General features: G+C 61.6%; 9 protein-coding genes and 1 pseudogene. 9 read left to right on the top strand and 1 reads right to left on the bottom strand.

The annotated features are described in order from the left end of the window. Nucleotides 1–86: 86 nt before the first annotated feature. From recC to B3E94_RS11865, 6 genes are all read left to right on the top strand, one after another. Nucleotides 87–3560 carry an exodeoxyribonuclease V subunit gamma gene (gene recC, locus B3E94_RS11890; RefSeq protein WP_286913649.1) on the top strand — a complete coding sequence of 1158 codons (3474 nt, stop codon included), beginning with the start codon at nt 87–89 and terminating at the stop codon, nt 3558–3560. After that, nucleotides 3557–7228: an exodeoxyribonuclease V subunit beta gene (gene recB / locus B3E94_RS11885; protein WP_286913648.1), complete on the top strand. Its 3672-nt coding sequence runs from the start codon at nt 3557–3559 to the stop codon at nt 7226–7228. Before recC ends, recB begins: the two co-directional genes overlap by 4 nt. Then, on the top strand, nt 7225–9300 hold the full coding sequence (recD, locus tag B3E94_RS11880; protein ID WP_286913646.1) for an exodeoxyribonuclease V subunit alpha: 2076 nt from the start codon (nt 7225–7227) through the stop codon (nt 9298–9300). Before recB ends, recD begins: the two co-directional genes overlap by 4 nt. Nucleotides 9301–9448: 148 nt before the next feature. Beyond that, nucleotides 9449–10015, top strand: coding sequence for a YfiR family protein (locus B3E94_RS11875; RefSeq protein WP_286913645.1), 567 nt, complete (start codon nt 9449–9451; stop codon nt 10013–10015). Continuing rightward, nucleotides 10012–11283 carry a diguanylate cyclase domain-containing protein gene (locus B3E94_RS11870; protein ID WP_286913644.1) on the top strand — a complete coding sequence of 424 codons (1272 nt, stop codon included), beginning with the start codon at nt 10012–10014 and terminating at the stop codon, nt 11281–11283. The genes B3E94_RS11875 and B3E94_RS11870 overlap by 4 nt, the downstream gene beginning before the upstream one ends. Nucleotides 11284–11286: 3 nt before the next feature. Further along, nucleotides 11287–11775: an OmpA family protein gene (locus B3E94_RS11865; protein ID WP_286913643.1), complete on the top strand. Its 489-nt coding sequence runs from the start codon at nt 11287–11289 to the stop codon at nt 11773–11775. A 132-nt stretch (nt 11776–11907) separates the two neighbouring features. Here the strand turns inward: B3E94_RS11865 and B3E94_RS11860 are convergent. Next, nucleotides 11908–12045: pseudogene (locus B3E94_RS11860) on the bottom strand (LysR family transcriptional regulator); the annotation flags it as partial. A gap of 244 nt (nt 12046–12289) precedes the next feature. Between B3E94_RS11860 and B3E94_RS11855 the strand changes: the two are divergent. From B3E94_RS11855 to B3E94_RS11845, 3 genes are all read left to right on the top strand, one after another. Then, complete coding sequence (locus B3E94_RS11855) at nt 12290–13444, top strand: tyrosine-type recombinase/integrase (RefSeq protein ID WP_286913641.1); 1155 nt, start codon at nt 12290–12292, stop codon at nt 13442–13444. A 347-nt stretch (nt 13445–13791) separates the two neighbouring features. Next, a complete protein-coding gene (locus B3E94_RS11850) occupies nt 13792–14874 on the top strand; it encodes a type I restriction endonuclease (protein ID WP_286913640.1) in 1083 nt (360 codons plus the stop codon). A gap of 171 nt (nt 14875–15045) precedes the next feature. After that, entirely contained in the window at nt 15046–16740 is a 1695-nt protein-coding gene (locus B3E94_RS11845; protein ID WP_286913639.1) for an AIPR family protein, read from the top strand. Nucleotides 16741–17164: the final 424 nt, after the last annotated feature.

Below are 17164 nucleotides of genomic sequence, written 5' to 3'. Positions count from 1 at the left end.
GCAGGTAGGGGTTTTGTCTTTTCTGGCTGTTTACCAGCCGTGATATCGTTCCCCCTCATTTCGCAACGCCCGCCAGAGGACCTTGAATGGCCAGCACCACTTCACTTCACCCAGGCTTCATGATTGTCCACGGCAACCGCCTGGACGACCTGCGCAGCCTGGTAGTGAGCTGGATGCGCCGTTACCCCCTGGCTCCGCTGGAAAACGAAATCGCGCTGGTACAGAGCAACGGCATTGCCCAATGGCTCAAGCTCGCCCTCGCTGAAGACCCCCAGGAAGACGACCTGGGCGGTTGCGGCATAGCCGCCGCCATCGACGTGCAACTGCCGGGTAGCTTCATGTGGCAGTTGTACAGAAAAGTGTTGGGCCGCGAAGAGATTCCCGAAGTCTCGCTGCTCGACAAGGCTCCGCTGACCTGGCGCCTGATGCGCCTGCTCCCCGTACTGATCGAACGCCCCCACTTCGAGCCCTTGCGCCGGTTCCTCACCGACGACAGTGACCTGCGCAAGCGCTACCAGCTGGCCGAGCGCCTGGCCGACCTGTTCGACCAGTACCAGGTCTACCGCGCCGATTGGCTGAAGGACTGGGCCGCCGGCAACCACGTGCTCAACACCGCCCGCAGCGAACGCAAACCCTTGGCCCCGGGCAACCGCTGGCAGGCTGAACTGTGGCGGGCGCTGCTCGAAGATGTCGGCGAACAGGGCATGGCCCAGAGCCGAGCCGGGGTCCACCAGCGCTTCATCGAGCGCATCAACACCCTAGAGCAGGCACCTGCCGGCCTGCCTTCGCGGGTGATCGTGTTTGGCATCTCGTCCTTGCCCGCCCAGGCGCTGGAAGCGCTGGCCGGCCTTGCCCGCTTCAGCCAGGTGCTGTTGTGCGTGCACAACCCTTGCCGCCATCACTGGGGCGATATCGTTGCCGACAAGGACTTGCTGCGCCACCAGTACAAACGCCAGCAACGCAAGCAAGGCATGCCCCTGCAGCTCGATGACGAATCACTGCACCAGCATGCCCATCCCTTGCTGGCCGCCTGGGGCAAACAGGGCCGTGACTACATCAACCTGCTCGACAGCTACGACGACCCAGGCAGCTACCAGGGCGCGTTCAGCGAAGGGCGCATCGACCTGTTCAGCGAGGGCCAGCCCACCACGCTGCTCAACCAGCTGCAGGACGACATTCTCGAACTGCGCCCCCTCGCCGAAACCCGCGAGCGCTGGCCCGAAGTCGATCTCGCCAAGGACCGCTCGGTGCGCTTTCACGTTGCCCACAGCCCGCAACGCGAAGTGGAGATCCTCCACGACCAGTTGCTCGCCCGTTTCAGTGCCGACCCCACGCTGCGCCCGCGGGATGTCATCGTCATGCTGCCGGCGATCGACACCTACGCACCGCACATCCGCGCCGTATTCGGCCAGCTGGAACGCAAAGACCCGCGCTACATCCCCTTCACCCTCACCGACCAGGGCCAGCGCGGGCGCGATCCCTTGCTGATTGCCCTGGAGCATCTGCTCAAGCTGCCCGATAGCCGCTTCGCCGTGAGCGAAGTGCTCGACCTGCTCGATGTACCTGCCGTGCGCGCGCGCTTCGCCATTCGCGAAGGCGACCTGCCAACGCTGCATCGCTGGATCGAAGGCGCGGGTATCCGCTGGGGCCTGAATGCCGAACAGCGCGCCACCCTTGGCCTGCCCGCAGGCCTTGAGCAGAACAGCTGGCGTTTCGGCTTGCGCCGCATGCTGCTTGGTTATGCCGTGGGCGTGGGCGAGGGCTGCGACGGCATCGAGCCGTATGACGAGATCGGCGGCCTGGATGCCGCGCTGATCGGCCCGCTGGTGGCATTGCTCGATGCCCTCGATGTGGCCTACCAGGCCCTGTCCCAGCCCGCGACCGCCGGGCAATGGGGTGACCGTCTGCAAGCCTTGCTGCAGGTATTTTTCCTGGCCGAGGGCGAGCACGACGAGTTCTTGCTGATGCAATTGCAGGAGCTGCGCGATAGCTGGCTGGAAGTCTGCGAAGGTGTTGCCCTGCAAGACCTGCTTCCCCTCACCGTGGTTCGCGAGGCGTGGCTGTCGGGGCTGGACCAGGGCAAGTTGTCCCAGCGTTTTCTCGCCGGCTCGGTGAACTTCTGCACCCTCATGCCCATGCGCGCCATCCCGTTCCGGGTGGTCTGCCTGCTGGGCATGAATGATGGCGACTACCCGCGTGCCCAGCAGCCGCTGGACTTCGACCTGATGGCCAGCGACTACCGCCCAGGTGACCGCTCGCGCCGCGAGGATGACCGCTACCTGCTGCTCGAAGCCCTGCTGTCGGCACGCGATCAGCTCTACATCAGCTGGGTCGGCCGTAGCATTCGCGACAACAGCGAGCGCCCGGCCTCGGTGCTGATCGGCCAGTTGCGTGACCATCTGTCCGCCGGATGGCGCCCGGCCGGCGTAACCGATGGCCCGCAGGCCGGCGAGCAGCTGCTGCATGCGCTGACCCAGGAGCACCCGCTGCAGCCCTTCAGCCCACGCTACTTCCAGAAAGGCAGCGCATTGTTCAGCTATGCCCATGAGTGGCAGTTACTGCACCAGCAGGCCGATGGGCAAGCGCCGCCAGATGCGGGCCTGCCGCCCTACGCCAGTGACGAAGCCCTGACCCTCACGCAGCTGCAGAATTTTCTCCGCCACCCTGTACGGCATTTCTTCAGCCAACGGCTGAAGGTGTTCTTCGAGGCGCTGGAAGCCCCGACGCCGGACGAAGAGCCTTTCGTGCTCGACGCCTTGCAACGCTACAGCGCCAGCGAGAGTCTGCTCGGCGCAGCCTTGGCCGACCCCGAGCAGGCCGAACAGGCATTGCAGGCACAGGCACGCCGCCTGCAGGCGTGCGGCATGCTGCCCCTGGCCGGGTTTGGTGAAATCCTGCAGGCCGAGCTGATCCAGCCGCTGCCCGACCTGCTCCAGCGCCATCGCCAGCTCCTGCAGCGCTGGCCCAGCGTGGTCGAGGGCGCGCTGCCGATTCACTTCCAGCACGCCGATCACCGGCTCGAGGGTTGGCTGGGCCGGGTCTACCAGGCACAAGACCAAAGCCTGCTGAGCATCAGCACGGTGCCCAATACCATCAGCGCCGGGCGCACCCTCAAGTGGCATCGGCTGATCCCCAGCTGGGTCATGCACCTGGCGGCTTGCGCCGCAGGCTATCCGCTGCACAGCGCACTGCTGGCCAGCGACATCACCCTGCTGCTCGCGCCACTGCCACAAGGCGAGGCTGCCGAACTGCTGGGCCATCTGCTGGTGTCCCGCCAGGCGGCGATGAACGCACCGCTGCCGGTTGCCGCCAAGACCGCGTTCGCCTGGTTGGCCCAGCAAGACCCGGACAAAGCCCTCGCCGCCGCCATCAAGGCCTACGAAGGCGATGGCCGCACCAGCTTCGGCGAGCGCAGCGAAAGCCTGGCCCTGGCCCGGCAGTTCCGTGACTTCAGCGCGCTCAGCGCCGACGAAACCTTCGAAGGCTGGTGCGAAACCCTGTACCGCCCGTTATTCAGCGCAGCCTGGCAAACACTGGGCAACCCGGAGAGTGGCGCATGACCCAGGCCCGTCCCCTGGCTTTGAGTTTCCCCCTGCACGGCAGCCAACTGATCGAAGCCAGTGCCGGCACCGGCAAGACCTTCACCATATCTGCGCTGTACCTGCGCCTGATCCTCGGCCATGGCGGCGAGCAAGGCTTTGGCCGCGAATTGCTGCCGCCGCAGATCCTCGTGGTGACCTTCACCGACGCTGCCACCAAGGAGCTGCGCGAGCGTATTCGCGCGCGCCTGGCCGAGGCTGCGCGGTTTTTCCGGGGCGAACTGCAAGCCGCCGACCCGCTGCTGCACCAGCTTCGTGACGACTACCCCGAGGCGCTCTGGCCCCGCTGTGCCAACCGCCTGGAGGTCGCGGTGCAGTGGATGGACGAAGCGGCGGTGTCGACCATCCACGGCTGGTGCCAGCGCATGCTCCGCGAACATGCCTTCGACAGCGGCAGCCTGTTCACCCAGAGCCTGGAAACCGACCACAGCGACTTGCTTGGCCAGGTCATGCGCGACTACTGGCGGCGCTTCTGCTATGGCATGCATGGCGAAGCGCTGAACTGGGTGCGCAACCACTGGGGCAGCCCGGATGCATTGCTGCCGCGCATCCGCCCGTTGTTCGGCCGGGTGCGCCTGCACCAGGACGAACAGGAGCCACAAGCCCTGATCGATGCCGCGCTGCAACAGCGCATCAATCAGCTGCAGCAGCTCAAGGCGCCCTGGCTGCAATGGGCTGACGAGCTGCAGCAGATCTGCCGCGACGCAGTTGCCGGCAAACAAGCGGATGGGCGCAAGCTGCAGGCGCGCTTCTTCGAGCCCTGGTTCGACAAGCTGCGCACCTGGGCCGGCGATGAGCAGGAAGTGGAGCTCGACCTGGGCACCGGCTTCACCCGCCTGACCCCGGCCGGCATGGCCGAAGCGTGGAAGGTCGGCGCGCCGCCTGAGCATCCGGCGCTGCTGGCCATGCAGGGCCTGCCCCAACAGTTGCAGGCGCTGGCCAGCCCCGATGCGCACCTGCTCGAGCACGCAGCCGCCTGGGTATCGGCGCGTTTCGAAGTGGAAAAGCGCCGCCGCGCCGAAATGGGCTTCGACGATATGCTGCTGCGCCTGCAGCACGCCCTGGCCAGCGAGGCCGGCGAGCGCCTGGCCGGGCTGATTCGCGAGCAGTTCCCGGTGGCGCTGATCGACGAATTCCAGGACACCGACCCGGTTCAGTACGGCATCTTCGAAAGCATCTACCGCATCGGCGAGAACCGCACGGAAACCGGCCTGTTCATGATCGGCGACCCCAAGCAGGCGATCTATGCCTTCCGCGGCGCCGACATCTACACCTACCTGGCCGCCCGCCGCGCCACCGCCGGCCGCCTGCACAGCCTGGACACCAACTACCGCTCCAGCCAGGCGATGGTGGCTGCGGTCAACCGGGTGTTCCTGCAGGCCGAAGGGCGTGAGCAGGGGCGGGGGGCATTCCTGTTCCGCGAAAACGGTGACAACCCGCTGCCGTTCATCGAAGTACGCGCCAAGGGCCGCAGCGAAACGCTGCTGATCGACGGCCAGCCCACTGCGGCATTGCAATGCTGGCAGCTGCAAAGCGATGAGCCCGTTTCCAGCACCTTGTACCGCCAGCAGCTGGCGGCCAGCTGTGCCAGCCACATCGTCGCCTTGCTCAATGGCGGCCAGCGCGGCGTCAGCGGTTTTCGCGATGCCCAGGGCGAGCTGCAGCCGTGCCTGCCTTCGGACATCGCCATTCTGGTGCGCGATGGCTTCGAGGCGCAGCTGGTGCGCGCTGAACTGGCGGCCCGCGACGTGCGCAGCGTCTACCTCTCCGACAAGGACTCGGTATTCGCCGCCCAGGAAGCCCACGACCTGCTGGCCTGGCTCAAGGCCTGCGCCGAACCCGATTCCGAACGCCTGCTCAAGGCCGCCCTGGCCAGCCTGACCCTCGACCTGTCGCTGGCCGAACTGGACCAGTTGAACCAGGACGAGCGCGTCTGGGAAGGCTGGGTGATGCGTTTTCGTCGCTACCGCGACACCTGGCAGCGCCAGGGCGTGTTGCCGATGCTGCGCCACCTGCTGCACGACTTCCACTTGCCGCGCACCCTGATCGCCCGCAGCGATGGCGAGCGGGTGCTGACCAACCTGCTGCACCTGGCCGAGCTGCTGCAGCAGGCGGCCGGCGAGCTGGATGGCGAACAGGCGCTGATTCGCCACCTGGCCGAGCACCTGGCCAACGCCGGGCAGGCCGGCGAAGAGCAGATCCTGCGCCTTGAAAGCGATGAGCAGCTGGTCAAGGTGGTGACCATCCACAAGTCCAAGGGCCTGGAATACCCACTGGTCTACCTGCCGTTCATCTGCACCAGCAAACCGGTGGATGGCAGCCGCCTGCCGCTGGCCTGGCACGACAGCCTCGGCAATGTGCAACTCACCCTGACCCCGGACCAGGAGCAGATTGCCCAGGCTGACGACGAACGCCTGGCCGAAGACCTGCGCCTGCTCTACGTCGCCCTCACACGTGCCCAGCACGCCTGCTGGCTGGGTGTCGCCGACCTCAAGCGCGGCAGCCAGAAGAGCTCGCAACTGCACCGTTCGGCCCTGGGCTACCTGCTGGGTGGCGGCCTGCCGTTGGCGGCTTCGGCGCAGTTGTCGGATTGGCTGCAGGGCTTGCTGTGCGATTGCCCGCACATCGCTAGCCCAGGCCTGCCCGAGCCTGACGAGCAGCGCTACCAGCCGCCCCATGCCGAGCGCGAGCTGCTGCCGGCGCGCAAGCCGCGACGCGCAGCGTCCGAACATTGGTGGATCGCCTCCTACAGTGCGCTGCGGGTCGGTGAACAGACCCTCGGCGCCGACAGCTCCCTGGCCCAGCAATTGCTCGACGACGAAGTGGTCGATGCCCAGCTGGTGCGTCAAGCTCCGGCAGAGGGTGGCGATATCCATCGCTTCCCGCGTGGCCCGAACCCCGGCACCTTCCTCCATGGCCTGCTCGAATGGGCCGGCCGAGAAGGCTTTGCCGAAGTCGCCGGCAACCCCGGGCTGATCGAACGCACGGTCGGCCAGCGCTGCAACCGCCGCGACTGGACGGGCTGGATCCCCACCCTCAGCCAATGGCTGCAGCAGCTGCTCAACGAGCCGTTGCCGGCCCAGGATGCAAGCGTGACGCTGGCCCAGCTGCAGCAGTACCAGATCGAAATGGAGTTCTGGTTCGCCAGCCATCAGGTCGACGCCGAGCAGCTCGACCAGCTGGTGGTTCGCCACACCCACGCCGGCGCGGCGCGCCCGGCGGCCCAGCCGACCCTGCTCAATGGCATGTTCAAGGGCTTCATCGACCTGGCGTTCGAATGGCAGGGGCGGTACTACGTGGCCGACTACAAATCCAACTGGCTCGGCCCGGACATCCTGGCCTACGACGCGCAGGCCATGGAAAAGGCCATTCTCGAACACCGTTACGATCTGCAGTACGTGCTGTACCTGCTGGCCCTGCACCGGCAGTTGCGTGCGCGGCTGGTGGATTACGACTACGACCGCGATGTCGGCGGCGCCTTGTTGATCTTCCTGCGTGGCGCCAGCCGCAGTGGCCATGGCGTGTACTTCGCCAAGCCCCCGCGCGCGCTGATCGAAGCGCTCGACGCACTGTTCCGTGGCGTTCATCCGCCACAACAGCAGGACCTGTTTGCCGGAGTCGCGCCATGAGCCGAACCCTCGACGACCTTCTGCCCACGCCGCTGAACGCCGAACACTTGCAGGCGCTGCAGCCGCAGCACAGCAGCGGCGACCTGCTGCAGCTGCTCGACCGCTGGGTGGAGCGTGGCTGGCTGCGGGCGCTGGACCGGGCCTTCGTGTCCTTCCTCGAAGAGCGTGCGCCCGGCAGCGACCCCTTGCTGCTGCTGGCGGCCGCCCTGGCCAGCCACCAGCTTGGCCACGGGCATGTCTGCCTCGACTTGCAGCAAACCCTCGCCGAGCCGGACTTCGCCCTGTCGCTGCCGCCGGAGGGCGACGCCTTGAGCGGCCCTTTGCTGCTGCCTTCCCAACTGCTCGCCAACCTCGACCTGCGCACCTGGCTGCAGCGCATCGCCGCCAGTGCGCTGGTGGCCGCCGCCGATACCCCCGGGCAGCAGGCACGGCCGCTGGTACTGAGCGGCGAACGCCTGTACCTGCGCCGCTACTGGAGCTATGAACGGCGCATCGATGCCACCTTGCGCCAGCGCCTGAGCCTGCACGAGGCAACGCCCACCGATCTGCCGGCGCGCCTGGCGCAGCTGTTCGACGCGGGCGCCCTGGCGGGCCAGGTCGACTGGCAGAAGCTGGCCTGTGCCCTGGCCACCCGCGCCGGTTTCAGCATCATCACCGGCGGCCCCGGCACCGGCAAAACCACCACGGTGGTGCGTTTGCTGGCCCTGTTGCAGGCCCCGGCGGTGGAACAGGGCAGGCCCTTGCGCATCCGCCTGGCGGCCCCCACCGGCAAGGCGGCGGCGCGCCTGACCGAATCGATTGGCCAGCAGGTCGAGCGCCTGCAGGTGAGCGCCGAGGTGCGTGGGCAGATCCCCACCGATGTCAGCACCGTGCACCGGCTGCTCGGCAGCCGCCCGGGGTCGCGGCATTTCCGCCACCATGCCGGCAACCCGCTGCCCCTGGATGTGCTGGTGGTCGACGAAGCCTCGATGATCGACCTCGAGATGATGGCCAACCTGCTCGATGCCTTGCCTCCGAAGGCCCGCCTGGTGCTGCTCGGCGACAAGGACCAGCTGGCCTCGGTCGAAGCCGGCGCGGTGCTGGGCGACCTGTGCCGTGATGCCGAAGAGGGCTGCTATTCGCCAAAGACCCAAGCCTGGCTGGAGCAGATCGGCGGCCAGTCGTTGGCCGGCAGTGGCCTCAAGGCCGGTGATGAGCAGCGCCAGCCCTTGGCCCAGCAAGTGGTGATGCTGCGTTTTTCCCGGCGCTTTGGCGAAGGCAGTGGCATCGGCCAGCTGGCCCGCCTGGTCAACCGTCAGCAAGCGCAGGCGGCGCGCGACCTGCTGACCCTGCCGCCCAGCGATGTGTTCGGGCTGGCCCTGCGCGGCGAGCAGGACCGCGCCTTCGACCGCCTGCTGCTCGATGGCCTGAACCGCGGCGCCGACGGGCCGCAGGGCTATCGCAGCTACCTGCGCACCATCGGCCGCTTGCGCCCGGCACCCGGCACGCCCTTCGACGACCCGCGCTGGGAGCAATGGGCGGCCAAGGTGCTGCACAGTTTCGAAGACTTCCAGTTGCTGTGCGCGGTGCGCAAGGGCGCCTGGGGGGTGGAAGGGCTCAACGAGCGGGTGGCGCGGGTGCTGCACAACGCCGGGCTAATCGACAGCCAGCAGCCCTGGTACGAAGGGCGCCCGGTGCTGGTCACGCGCAACGATTACGGCCTGGGGCTGATGAACGGCGATATCGGTATCGCTTTGCGCCTGCCCGACGAGCAGGGCGAGCCGCTGCTGCGCGTGGCCTTCCCGCGCAACGATGGCAACGGCGGGGTGCGCTTCGTCCTGCCCAGCCGCCTCAACGAGGTGGAAACCGTGTTCGCCATGACCGTGCACAAGTCGCAAGGCTCGGAGTTCAGCCACACTGCGCTGGTGCTGCCGGACGCGCTCAACCCGGTGCTGACCAAGGAGCTGGTGTACACCGGCATCACCCGGGCCAAGCACTGCTTCAGCCTGATCGAGCCACGCCAAGGCATTTTCGAGGAGGCGGTGTTGCGCAAGGTCCGGCGTATTTCCGGCCTCATGCTCGAGCAGCTCTGAGCCCATCGCCGGCAAGCCATGCCCCCGGTGGGAGCCGGCTTGCCGGCGATGAGGCCATTCAAGACGACACAAGGCTGCGCTCCTCCAGGAGGCCAGCGTTGTGCTATCGTTGCGCCGAGTTCATATAGGGTTTTGAGAGAATTCTCACATGACAGGGGCCAGGGAGCGGTTGACAGGCGGTGCGCTTTCTCTGTTGCTGGCCGCCCTGTTGCTGTTGGCCGGCCCCGCCCTCGCGGACGGCTCCGCCACTTCCGCCCAAGCCCAGCAACGCGCCAAGGCCGTGACCCAGGTGGTGCTGGGCATTCTCAGCTACGCCCGCTGGCCGACCGAGCCGACGCCTTTGCGCCTGTGCCTGGTCGGCCCCACCGAATATGCCGACGACTTGATCAAGAGCAACGTGCAACGGGCTGGCCAACCGCTATTAGTGCGCCGCCTGCTGGCCGACGACCGGCAGCTGGCCGAGGCCTGCGACGCCGTCTATATCGGCAAGCTCGACCCCGGCCAGCGTGACCGCCTGTTCCAGGCCATCAGCGGCCACCCGGTGCTGAGCATCAGCGAAGCCGACGACCCCTGCACAGTCGGCAGCCTGTTCTGCCTGCGGGTTGGTGACCAGCAAGTGGCCTTCGAGGTCAACCTGGACTCCGTGGCGCGCTCCGGCGTGCGTATCCACCCCAGCGTGCTGCAGCTGTCGCGGCGCCGGGCGGTGCAGCCATGAAGCCTGGGAAAAAGCCGGTGGTACGCCCGACCCTGCGCTCGGTGCTGGGCCGTGGCCACCTCAGCGTGGCCTTGCTGGCCGTGGGCCTTGCCGGCATCTCGCTGACCCTGCTGGGCGTATTGGCCCTGCGTGTCTACGCCAACCACAACGTGCACCTGATTGCCCGCTCCATCAATTACACCGTGGAAGCCGCCGTGGTCTTCGACGACAGCGCCGCCGCCAATGAAGCGCTGGCGCTGATCGCCGGTACCGAGGAGGTGGCGGATGCCAAGGTGTTCAACAACGACGGCGAGGCGCTGGCGCACTGGCAGCGCAGCGACGATGGCATGCTCGCGCACCTGGAAGCCCAGGTCGCCACGGCGCTGCTGGACCAGCCGGTCAACCTGCCGATCTATCACCAGCAACAGCAGGTGGGGCACATCGAGCTGATCGCCCAGGGCCGCAGCCTGCTGCTGTTCCTGCTTGGCGGGCTTGCCGGCATCCTGTTCTGCACGGTGCTCAGCGCCTTCGTCGCCCTGTACCTGTCGCAGCGCATGCTCGGCGATATCGTCCGCCCATTGCGCGGCCTGGCCAGCGTCGCCCACGCCGCCCGCCGCGAGCGCAGTTTCGACCGGCGCGTGCCGGAAGCGCCGATTGCCGAGCTCAATGAACTGGGCAACGACTTCAATGCCCTGCTCGACGAGCTGGAGGTCTGGCACAGCCACCTGCAGAACGAAAATGCGGTGCTGGCGCACCAGGCCAGCCATGACAGCCTCACCGGCCTGCCCAACCGTGCCTTCTTCGAAGGCCGGCTCAACCGCAGCCTGCGCAACGCTGCCCGGCAGCGCGACCACCTGGCGCTGCTGTTCCTCGACAGCGACCACTTCAAGCAGATCAATGACAGCCTCGGCCACGCCGTGGGCGACGAAGTGCTGATCAACATCGCCGACCGCGTGCGCGCGCAACTGCGCGAGCACGACCTGGTGGCGCGGCTGGGCGGTGATGAGTTCGCGATCTTGCTCACGCCGCTGCAGTCGCGCGAGGACGCCGAACGCATCGCCGAGAAGATCATCGCCAGCATGCAGCTGCCGATGCAGCTCGACGAGGGCGGCACCCTGACCACCTCGCTGAGCGTCGGTATCGCCTATTACCCAGAGGATGGCAGCGACCCTGCCAGCCTTCTCAATGCCGCCGATGCGGCGATGTACCAGGCCAAGCGCAAGCGCCGTGGCCAATGGCAAGCGGCGCAGACGGAACGGTCCGCCGCCGAGTTCAAGAACAGGAGCTGAACCGTGATTCATCGTTTGCGTTATCCCGTCCTCGCAATCCTGCTGGCCTTGCTGGCGCTGACCGGCTGCCAAAGCACGCCCAAGGGGCTCACCGCCGAGCAGATCGCCGTGCTCAAGCGCGAAGGCTTTGCCCCGACTGAGGAGGGCTGGGCGTTCGACTTGTCGGGCAAGGTGTTGTTCGGCAGCGACCTGGACAGCCTCAACGGCCCGAGCGAGGCGATTGTCGAGCGCATTGGCAAGGCGTTGCTGGGGGTGGGGATCCAGGGTGTGCGGGTGGACGGCCATGCCGATGCCTCGGGCAAGGCGGCGTACAACCAGCAGCTGTCGGAGCGCCGCGCGCAGAGTGTGGCCAAGGCGCTGATCGGCGTCGGTATGCCGGCGCAGAACATCGTCACCCGCGGGCTGGGCAGCAGCCAGCCGGTGGCGGACAACCGGACCATTGCCGGGCGTACCGAGAACCGCCGGGTGTCGATCGTGGTGGCGTCCTACTGACAGTCACATGGCGGATGTGTGGCCGAAACCTGTGGGAGCGGGCTTGCCCCGCGAAGAGGCCAGCACAGACACCCGAGCAGGCTGGCACGGGCTTCGCCCGTGTTCGCGGGGCAAGCCCGCTCCCACAGTCACTCAATCCTGGGCGAAGCGTATCTCGCGCGTTTCACCCATCAGCAACGGCGCATTCGCCTCCGTCACCCCACGGATGTAATCCCACAACAGGGTGATCCGCTTGAGCTTGCGCAAATCCTCTCGGCAATACATCCAGAACGACAAAGAGGGAAAGGGTTAACCCAGTGATTACAAGGGCTTAACCACCATGAACACCCTTCCACAGGAGCACTCTGTCACAAGTGCTGTCACAAACCGCACGCTTCCCTTGAGGCCAACGTGCCGGCTGGCGAGTCCGTACCATTACCGACGACACGGTATCTACTACCTACGCCTTCGTGTGACTGGCAGCGTGAACAGGACGGTTTCTGTCTCTCTGAAGACCACTGATCGCAGATGGGCAATGCAGACATCTGGTCATCTCACGTCATCACTTCAGGCATTCCACTTGGATCATCCTGATGCCTCATGGAACGATCTGCGGGAGCATCTGCTGACGTTGGTGAGCAGTACGCTGATGTCTACTGATGACGGCCACCCATTACGCCATTGGGGGGATTTGTACCGGAACGTTGCTGTTAGCCCCTCGTCGGTGTTCGCTCCCAATGGTGAGGTGATGAGTACGGCAACAGAACCATCGGCAACCCCTATGACCTTCGATGTGCTGTCGCAGCTTTACATGGCTGATCGTGGAGGGGGCCAGAAGCCCACGACCTTGAAGGAGACGACCCTGTGCCACAAGGTGATTTCTGAGAATCTGGAAGGTTTGGATTTGAGGACACATTCCAGAGCAGACCTTGTGCAGTTCCGAGAGCGTCTGTCAGAAGGTCGGATGCCTTCGACCGTGAATAAGCTGATCGTGAAGCTTTCGGCAGTCTTTACCTGGGCCGTCGAGAACGGCCATCTGAGTAAGACCTACGACAAGAAACTGAAGCTTACAAAGGGGGTTGAATCGACCCGTAAGGCTTTCACCCAGCACCAGGTGAGCAAGCTGATGGACTATGCAAACGGCCTCCCAGAGACTTCGTGGAAACGATGGCTGCTCAGCCTCGGAATCATCACTGGTGGGCGGCTGAAGGAGATATGCCAGTTAACGGTCGGGGACGTTGTGACCACAGAGTCTGGCCTTGTTGCAATTCACATCAATGAGGCAGGTGAGGGGAAGTCAATCAAGAACAAGCAGAGTGAGCGACTAGTGCCACTTACTGATGGCGCGTACGGTTTCGACCTAACAGCATTTCTAAGGTACGTCGATGCAATGCACAACAGTGGGAGCGAAGCGCTAGCCCAGTTTGGTTACAGGCCATCGGGTGAGTGGGTCAATCAGCAAGCTATCCCTACTACTTTAGGGGATGCCTATGAACGCGGATTGGTCTTCCACTCATTGCGGCATTCACTAGCGTCGTTGATGCAAGCCAAAGGGGTACCGATCACCCATGCTCAGGCGGTCATGGGTCATGCCTCCGGCACGATCACGTTTGATACCTATGGGGCAGGAGTACCAGTCGAGACCATAGCACAGCTACTCAGAGAGTTATTCAAAGATCTCCGCATCTGATTTGTGCGAGATCTAAAGCGGATAAAAGCAGGTGAGCGAGGATAGACCGTTGGTACTGGTGGTGCCTGTTGGGGTTGCCTCCATTACGCAATTGCTTGATTTCTCGAGGATTTCTCTCTCAAAAATCTCGAAGTGTGACAGCGTTTGGGTACACCTAAGTGGTGCACTGTGCTGGCGATTCTAGCTTCGATGTTTCTCCTCTCCATTGCCCTTGTCTGGTTACACCAATCTTGGCGCTGCCCTGTCATCTGGTCGCGTCGCTTTTTACCCTTCCATTACCGATGATTTGCAATTGCCAGTACGGTGGCTCTGCTACTAGGATGTGGCATCTGAGCGAGGAGCGAGAGATGGAATTCGTAGAGCGACTGAACGCGTTATCAGCCAAAATCCGCCAGCAGGGGCCTGCAATCCAAACGGAAGAGGCGACAAAAATTGCCTTCGTCATGCCCTTCATCAACTCTGTCCTAGGTTACGATGTCTTCGACCCATCTGAGGTAACGCCCGAATACGTCTGCGACGTTGGGACGAAGAAGGGAGAGAAGATCGACTATGCCATCATGAAGAATGGCGAAATCCAGATTCTAATCGAATGTAAGAAAATTGGTGAGCCGCTGCACATCAACCATGCAAGCCAGCTCTTCCGATATTTCCATGTCACCACTGCCCGTATCTCCATTCTGACAAATGGGCAGGTCTACCGGTTCTTCACTGATCTTGATGCCCCTAACAAGATGGACGAGAAGCCGTTCTTGGAGCTGGACCTTCTTGATATAGACGAGCACGCCCTACCTGAACTGCAGAAGCTGACCAAGTCTGCATTCGATGTGGATTCGATCATCAGTGCTGCCGGTGAGTTGAAGTATGTGGGACAGATCAAGAAGGAGATGGCCTCGCAATTCAGTCAGCCAAGTGACGACTTCGTTAAGTTTTTCGCTACGCGGGTCTACGATGGAATCATAACCCAGAAGGTTAGAGAGCAGTTTACTACTTTGACGCGTAAAGCTGCTATTCAGTTTTTAGGGGATCAAATTAATGATCGCCTGAAATCGGCTATGAGTGGTGCTGTCGAGCCGTCCTACGCTATGGAGGCGATTGAAAGCAACTCGGCTGCAGAAGCTAGTGAAGAGAGTGCTGAAGAGCAAATCCAAACTACGCTTGAAGAACTGGAAGGGTTCCATATTGTTAAAGCTATTGTCCGTGCAGTCGTGGATGCTAAGCGTATAGTGCACCGTGATACTAAAAGTTACTTCGGTATCTTGCTTGATGACAATAATCGAAAGCCCATCTGTCGGTTGCATTTCAATCGGAGTCAGAAGTATATTGGTTTGTTCGATGCCGATAAGAATGAGACTCGGCACCCTATCTCTTCTCTTGATGATATCTACGGTTATTCAGAGCAGTTAAAGGGTGCAATCTCGCTGTACGAGTAGTAAAAAGCTGTGACACCACATTGGTGTCAGGCTCGCGGCCGCAAATATAATGTAGCATAGTGGCGAAAGTTTTTAAGTTCCAACCAGTTGCTCGTGAGTCGAGCCTGAGGGTGAACTAGTTGAGTGATTTTTGCATCCGGCGATCGATGCAGTAAGGAGATTATGTTGGCAATGCACCGAATTGTTCAGGCTCACTTTAATAGTTTTGTTGCGAGCTTTGGTCTTGAGGCAGATGATGAAGCTACTCAATTCGAGAAATTTACAGCTCATTGTGTAATTGCGAATCGCTATAGCGGTACATTCGATTTAGATGACGTAGTTACGGCTGCTGGTGATGATGGAATTGACGCGTTAGCAATCGTCATAGATGAAAGCATCGCCACATCGCGCGAGGATACAGAAGCAACTTTTGCTACCCCGCGACGCAATCACGACGTTGATGTGATTTTCGTCCAGGCGAAACGTACTGAAGGATTTGATCTTGGTGAGTTCTTAAAGTTCAAAGAGGGAGTCTTGCGGTTTATTAATCAGACCCCTTATGCGGCTACGGATGAGGTGCTAGTCGAAGCTAGGGCGATGTTTGATACTGTAGTTCAGGAGGTACCAAAGCTTCGTAATGGCCGTCCTTCTTTGACGGCACGTTTTGTGACAACGGGGATTTATCAGCGTCCAGAGGCGTTGGAGACAGCCTTGCGGGATTTTGTTCTTCAAATAAACGAATTGGGCCTGTTTCATGACGTTGATATACGTTTCATTGATAGGGAGGAGCTGACTAAGCTGTGGGTTAGCACTTATTCTGGTATTGAAGCAAGTCTCCCTGTATTCAGTCATGCAGCACTGCCTAATATTGCGGGTATCGATGAGGCGTACCTCGCGGTGGTTAAGGCCAGTGATTTTGTAAATAACTTACTGGTAACGCCTGATGGAAATCTGCGTGGGCAGGTTTTTGAAGAAAACGTTAGATCGTTCCTTGGTGAGGATAATATTGTAAATGCTTCGATTGCGGCGACTCTTGCCTCTGATGGTGCTAGCCGTTTTCCTGTCCTGAACAATGGCATTACCTTGGTTTGTCCCGAGGTAAAGCTGCAAGGCACGACATTGCATTTAACTAATTACCAGATAGTCAACGGATGTCAAACTTCCAACGTCCTCTTCCAAAAGCGTCAGGACTTGGGGGATGTTATGGTTAATATCAAAGTCGTTAAAACTCAACTAGAAGACGTTTTTTCAGATCTGGTTCGCGCTACTAACAGTCAGAGTAAGGTTGAAGATACTCAATTCCTCTCGTTGCGCCCAATAATTCGACGCGTTGAGCAGTATTTTAATGCATTTGAGGGTGAAGATAGTCGGCTGTACCTTGAGCGCCGAGATCGTCAGTACGTAGGTTTAGGTATTCCTGCTGTTAGAATATTTTCGCTCAATGTTGCAGCCAAGTGTGTGGCTTCAATGTGGTGTAATAAGCCCGAGTTGTCGGGTCGTTACCCCAAGCAAATGTACGATGAGCTGACGGATACAATGTTTGCAGACTCTGTTAAGGAGTCAATTTTCTATGCTGCATGTCTGACTATGTATCGTTTTAACTTGCTAGTATCGAATAGTACTATTCCTCAAAATATGAAGCGCTTTAAATGGCACATGTTGACGATGGTGAGAGCAATTGTATGTGAGCCCGCTGTTCCGCATTTGAACTCAAAGGCGGCAGAGCAGCAGGCTCAAAAAATAATTTCGGTGATGCAACAGCATAGCGAGACTACTACTAGGCTATTTACTCAGATAGTAGAGATTCTTCAAGGGCTAGGTGAAGTAAGTGGAGATCGGTTGAAGCGTCAAACTATTTTGCAAGAAATGCTGAGTGGCATTAAATAGATGTCTTGTGAAATGCATCAGGTCTTTGTGTGCGGGTATAGACTAGCTGGTGCTATTCTGGCGCCGCTGTGAACTTTAAGTCACAGCGGCGGATAAGGTGGTGCGGGATTTTAGTCCAAGTTTCAATTGTGCTATTGCCATGCTGTCTTACAGCGATCTGTGCATAGAGCGGGGGCGGTTTCTGGATATAGAACATATGGAGGAGGCGAGCAAATCTGCTCGTACTGTTCAGGCTGGATCGGTGCCTAACCCCACACCAATTTGCGGCGTACCTCGTGGTGGCCAATTCCAGAATATCGCGAGCAGCAAAATGCCGCCCGTAGGCGGCTTACATGCGTAGGCGCTCGATTGCTGAAGCGATGGCACCCGCGTTGCTATCCAGTGCCTGTAGACAGGTCATTGTTGTTGCCGCTGACCGAAAACT

It is taken from the genome of Pseudomonas sp. UBA6315, from assembly GCF_002438125.1.
Taxonomy (GTDB): Bacteria; Pseudomonadota; Gammaproteobacteria; order Pseudomonadales; family Pseudomonadaceae; genus Aquipseudomonas; species Aquipseudomonas faucium.
The sequence above is the reverse complement of the archived record's forward strand: the minus strand, read 5'-3'. Positions and strand labels throughout refer to the sequence as shown.

What these genes read in the sequence shown, in the direction of transcription:
- recD (WP_286913646.1), top strand. Translation starts at nt 7,225, where the DNA reads ATGAGCCGAACCCTCGACGACCTTCTGCCCACGCCGCTGAACGCCGAA.
- B3E94_RS11875 (WP_286913645.1), top strand. Translation starts at nt 9,449, where the DNA reads ATGACAGGGGCCAGGGAGCGGTTGACAGGCGGTGCGCTTTCTCTGTTG.
- B3E94_RS11870 (WP_286913644.1), top strand. Translation starts at nt 10,012, where the DNA reads ATGAAGCCTGGGAAAAAGCCGGTGGTACGCCCGACCCTGCGCTCGGTG.
- B3E94_RS11845 (WP_286913639.1), top strand. Translation starts at nt 15,046, where the DNA reads ATGCACCGAATTGTTCAGGCTCACTTTAATAGTTTTGTTGCGAGCTTT.
- B3E94_RS11850 (WP_286913640.1), top strand. Translation starts at nt 13,792, where the DNA reads ATGGAATTCGTAGAGCGACTGAACGCGTTATCAGCCAAAATCCGCCAG.
- recC (WP_286913649.1), top strand. Translation starts at nt 87, where the DNA reads ATGGCCAGCACCACTTCACTTCACCCAGGCTTCATGATTGTCCACGGC.
- recB (WP_286913648.1), top strand. Translation starts at nt 3,557, where the DNA reads ATGACCCAGGCCCGTCCCCTGGCTTTGAGTTTCCCCCTGCACGGCAGC.
- B3E94_RS11855 (WP_286913641.1), top strand. Translation starts at nt 12,290, where the DNA reads ATGCAGACATCTGGTCATCTCACGTCATCACTTCAGGCATTCCACTTG.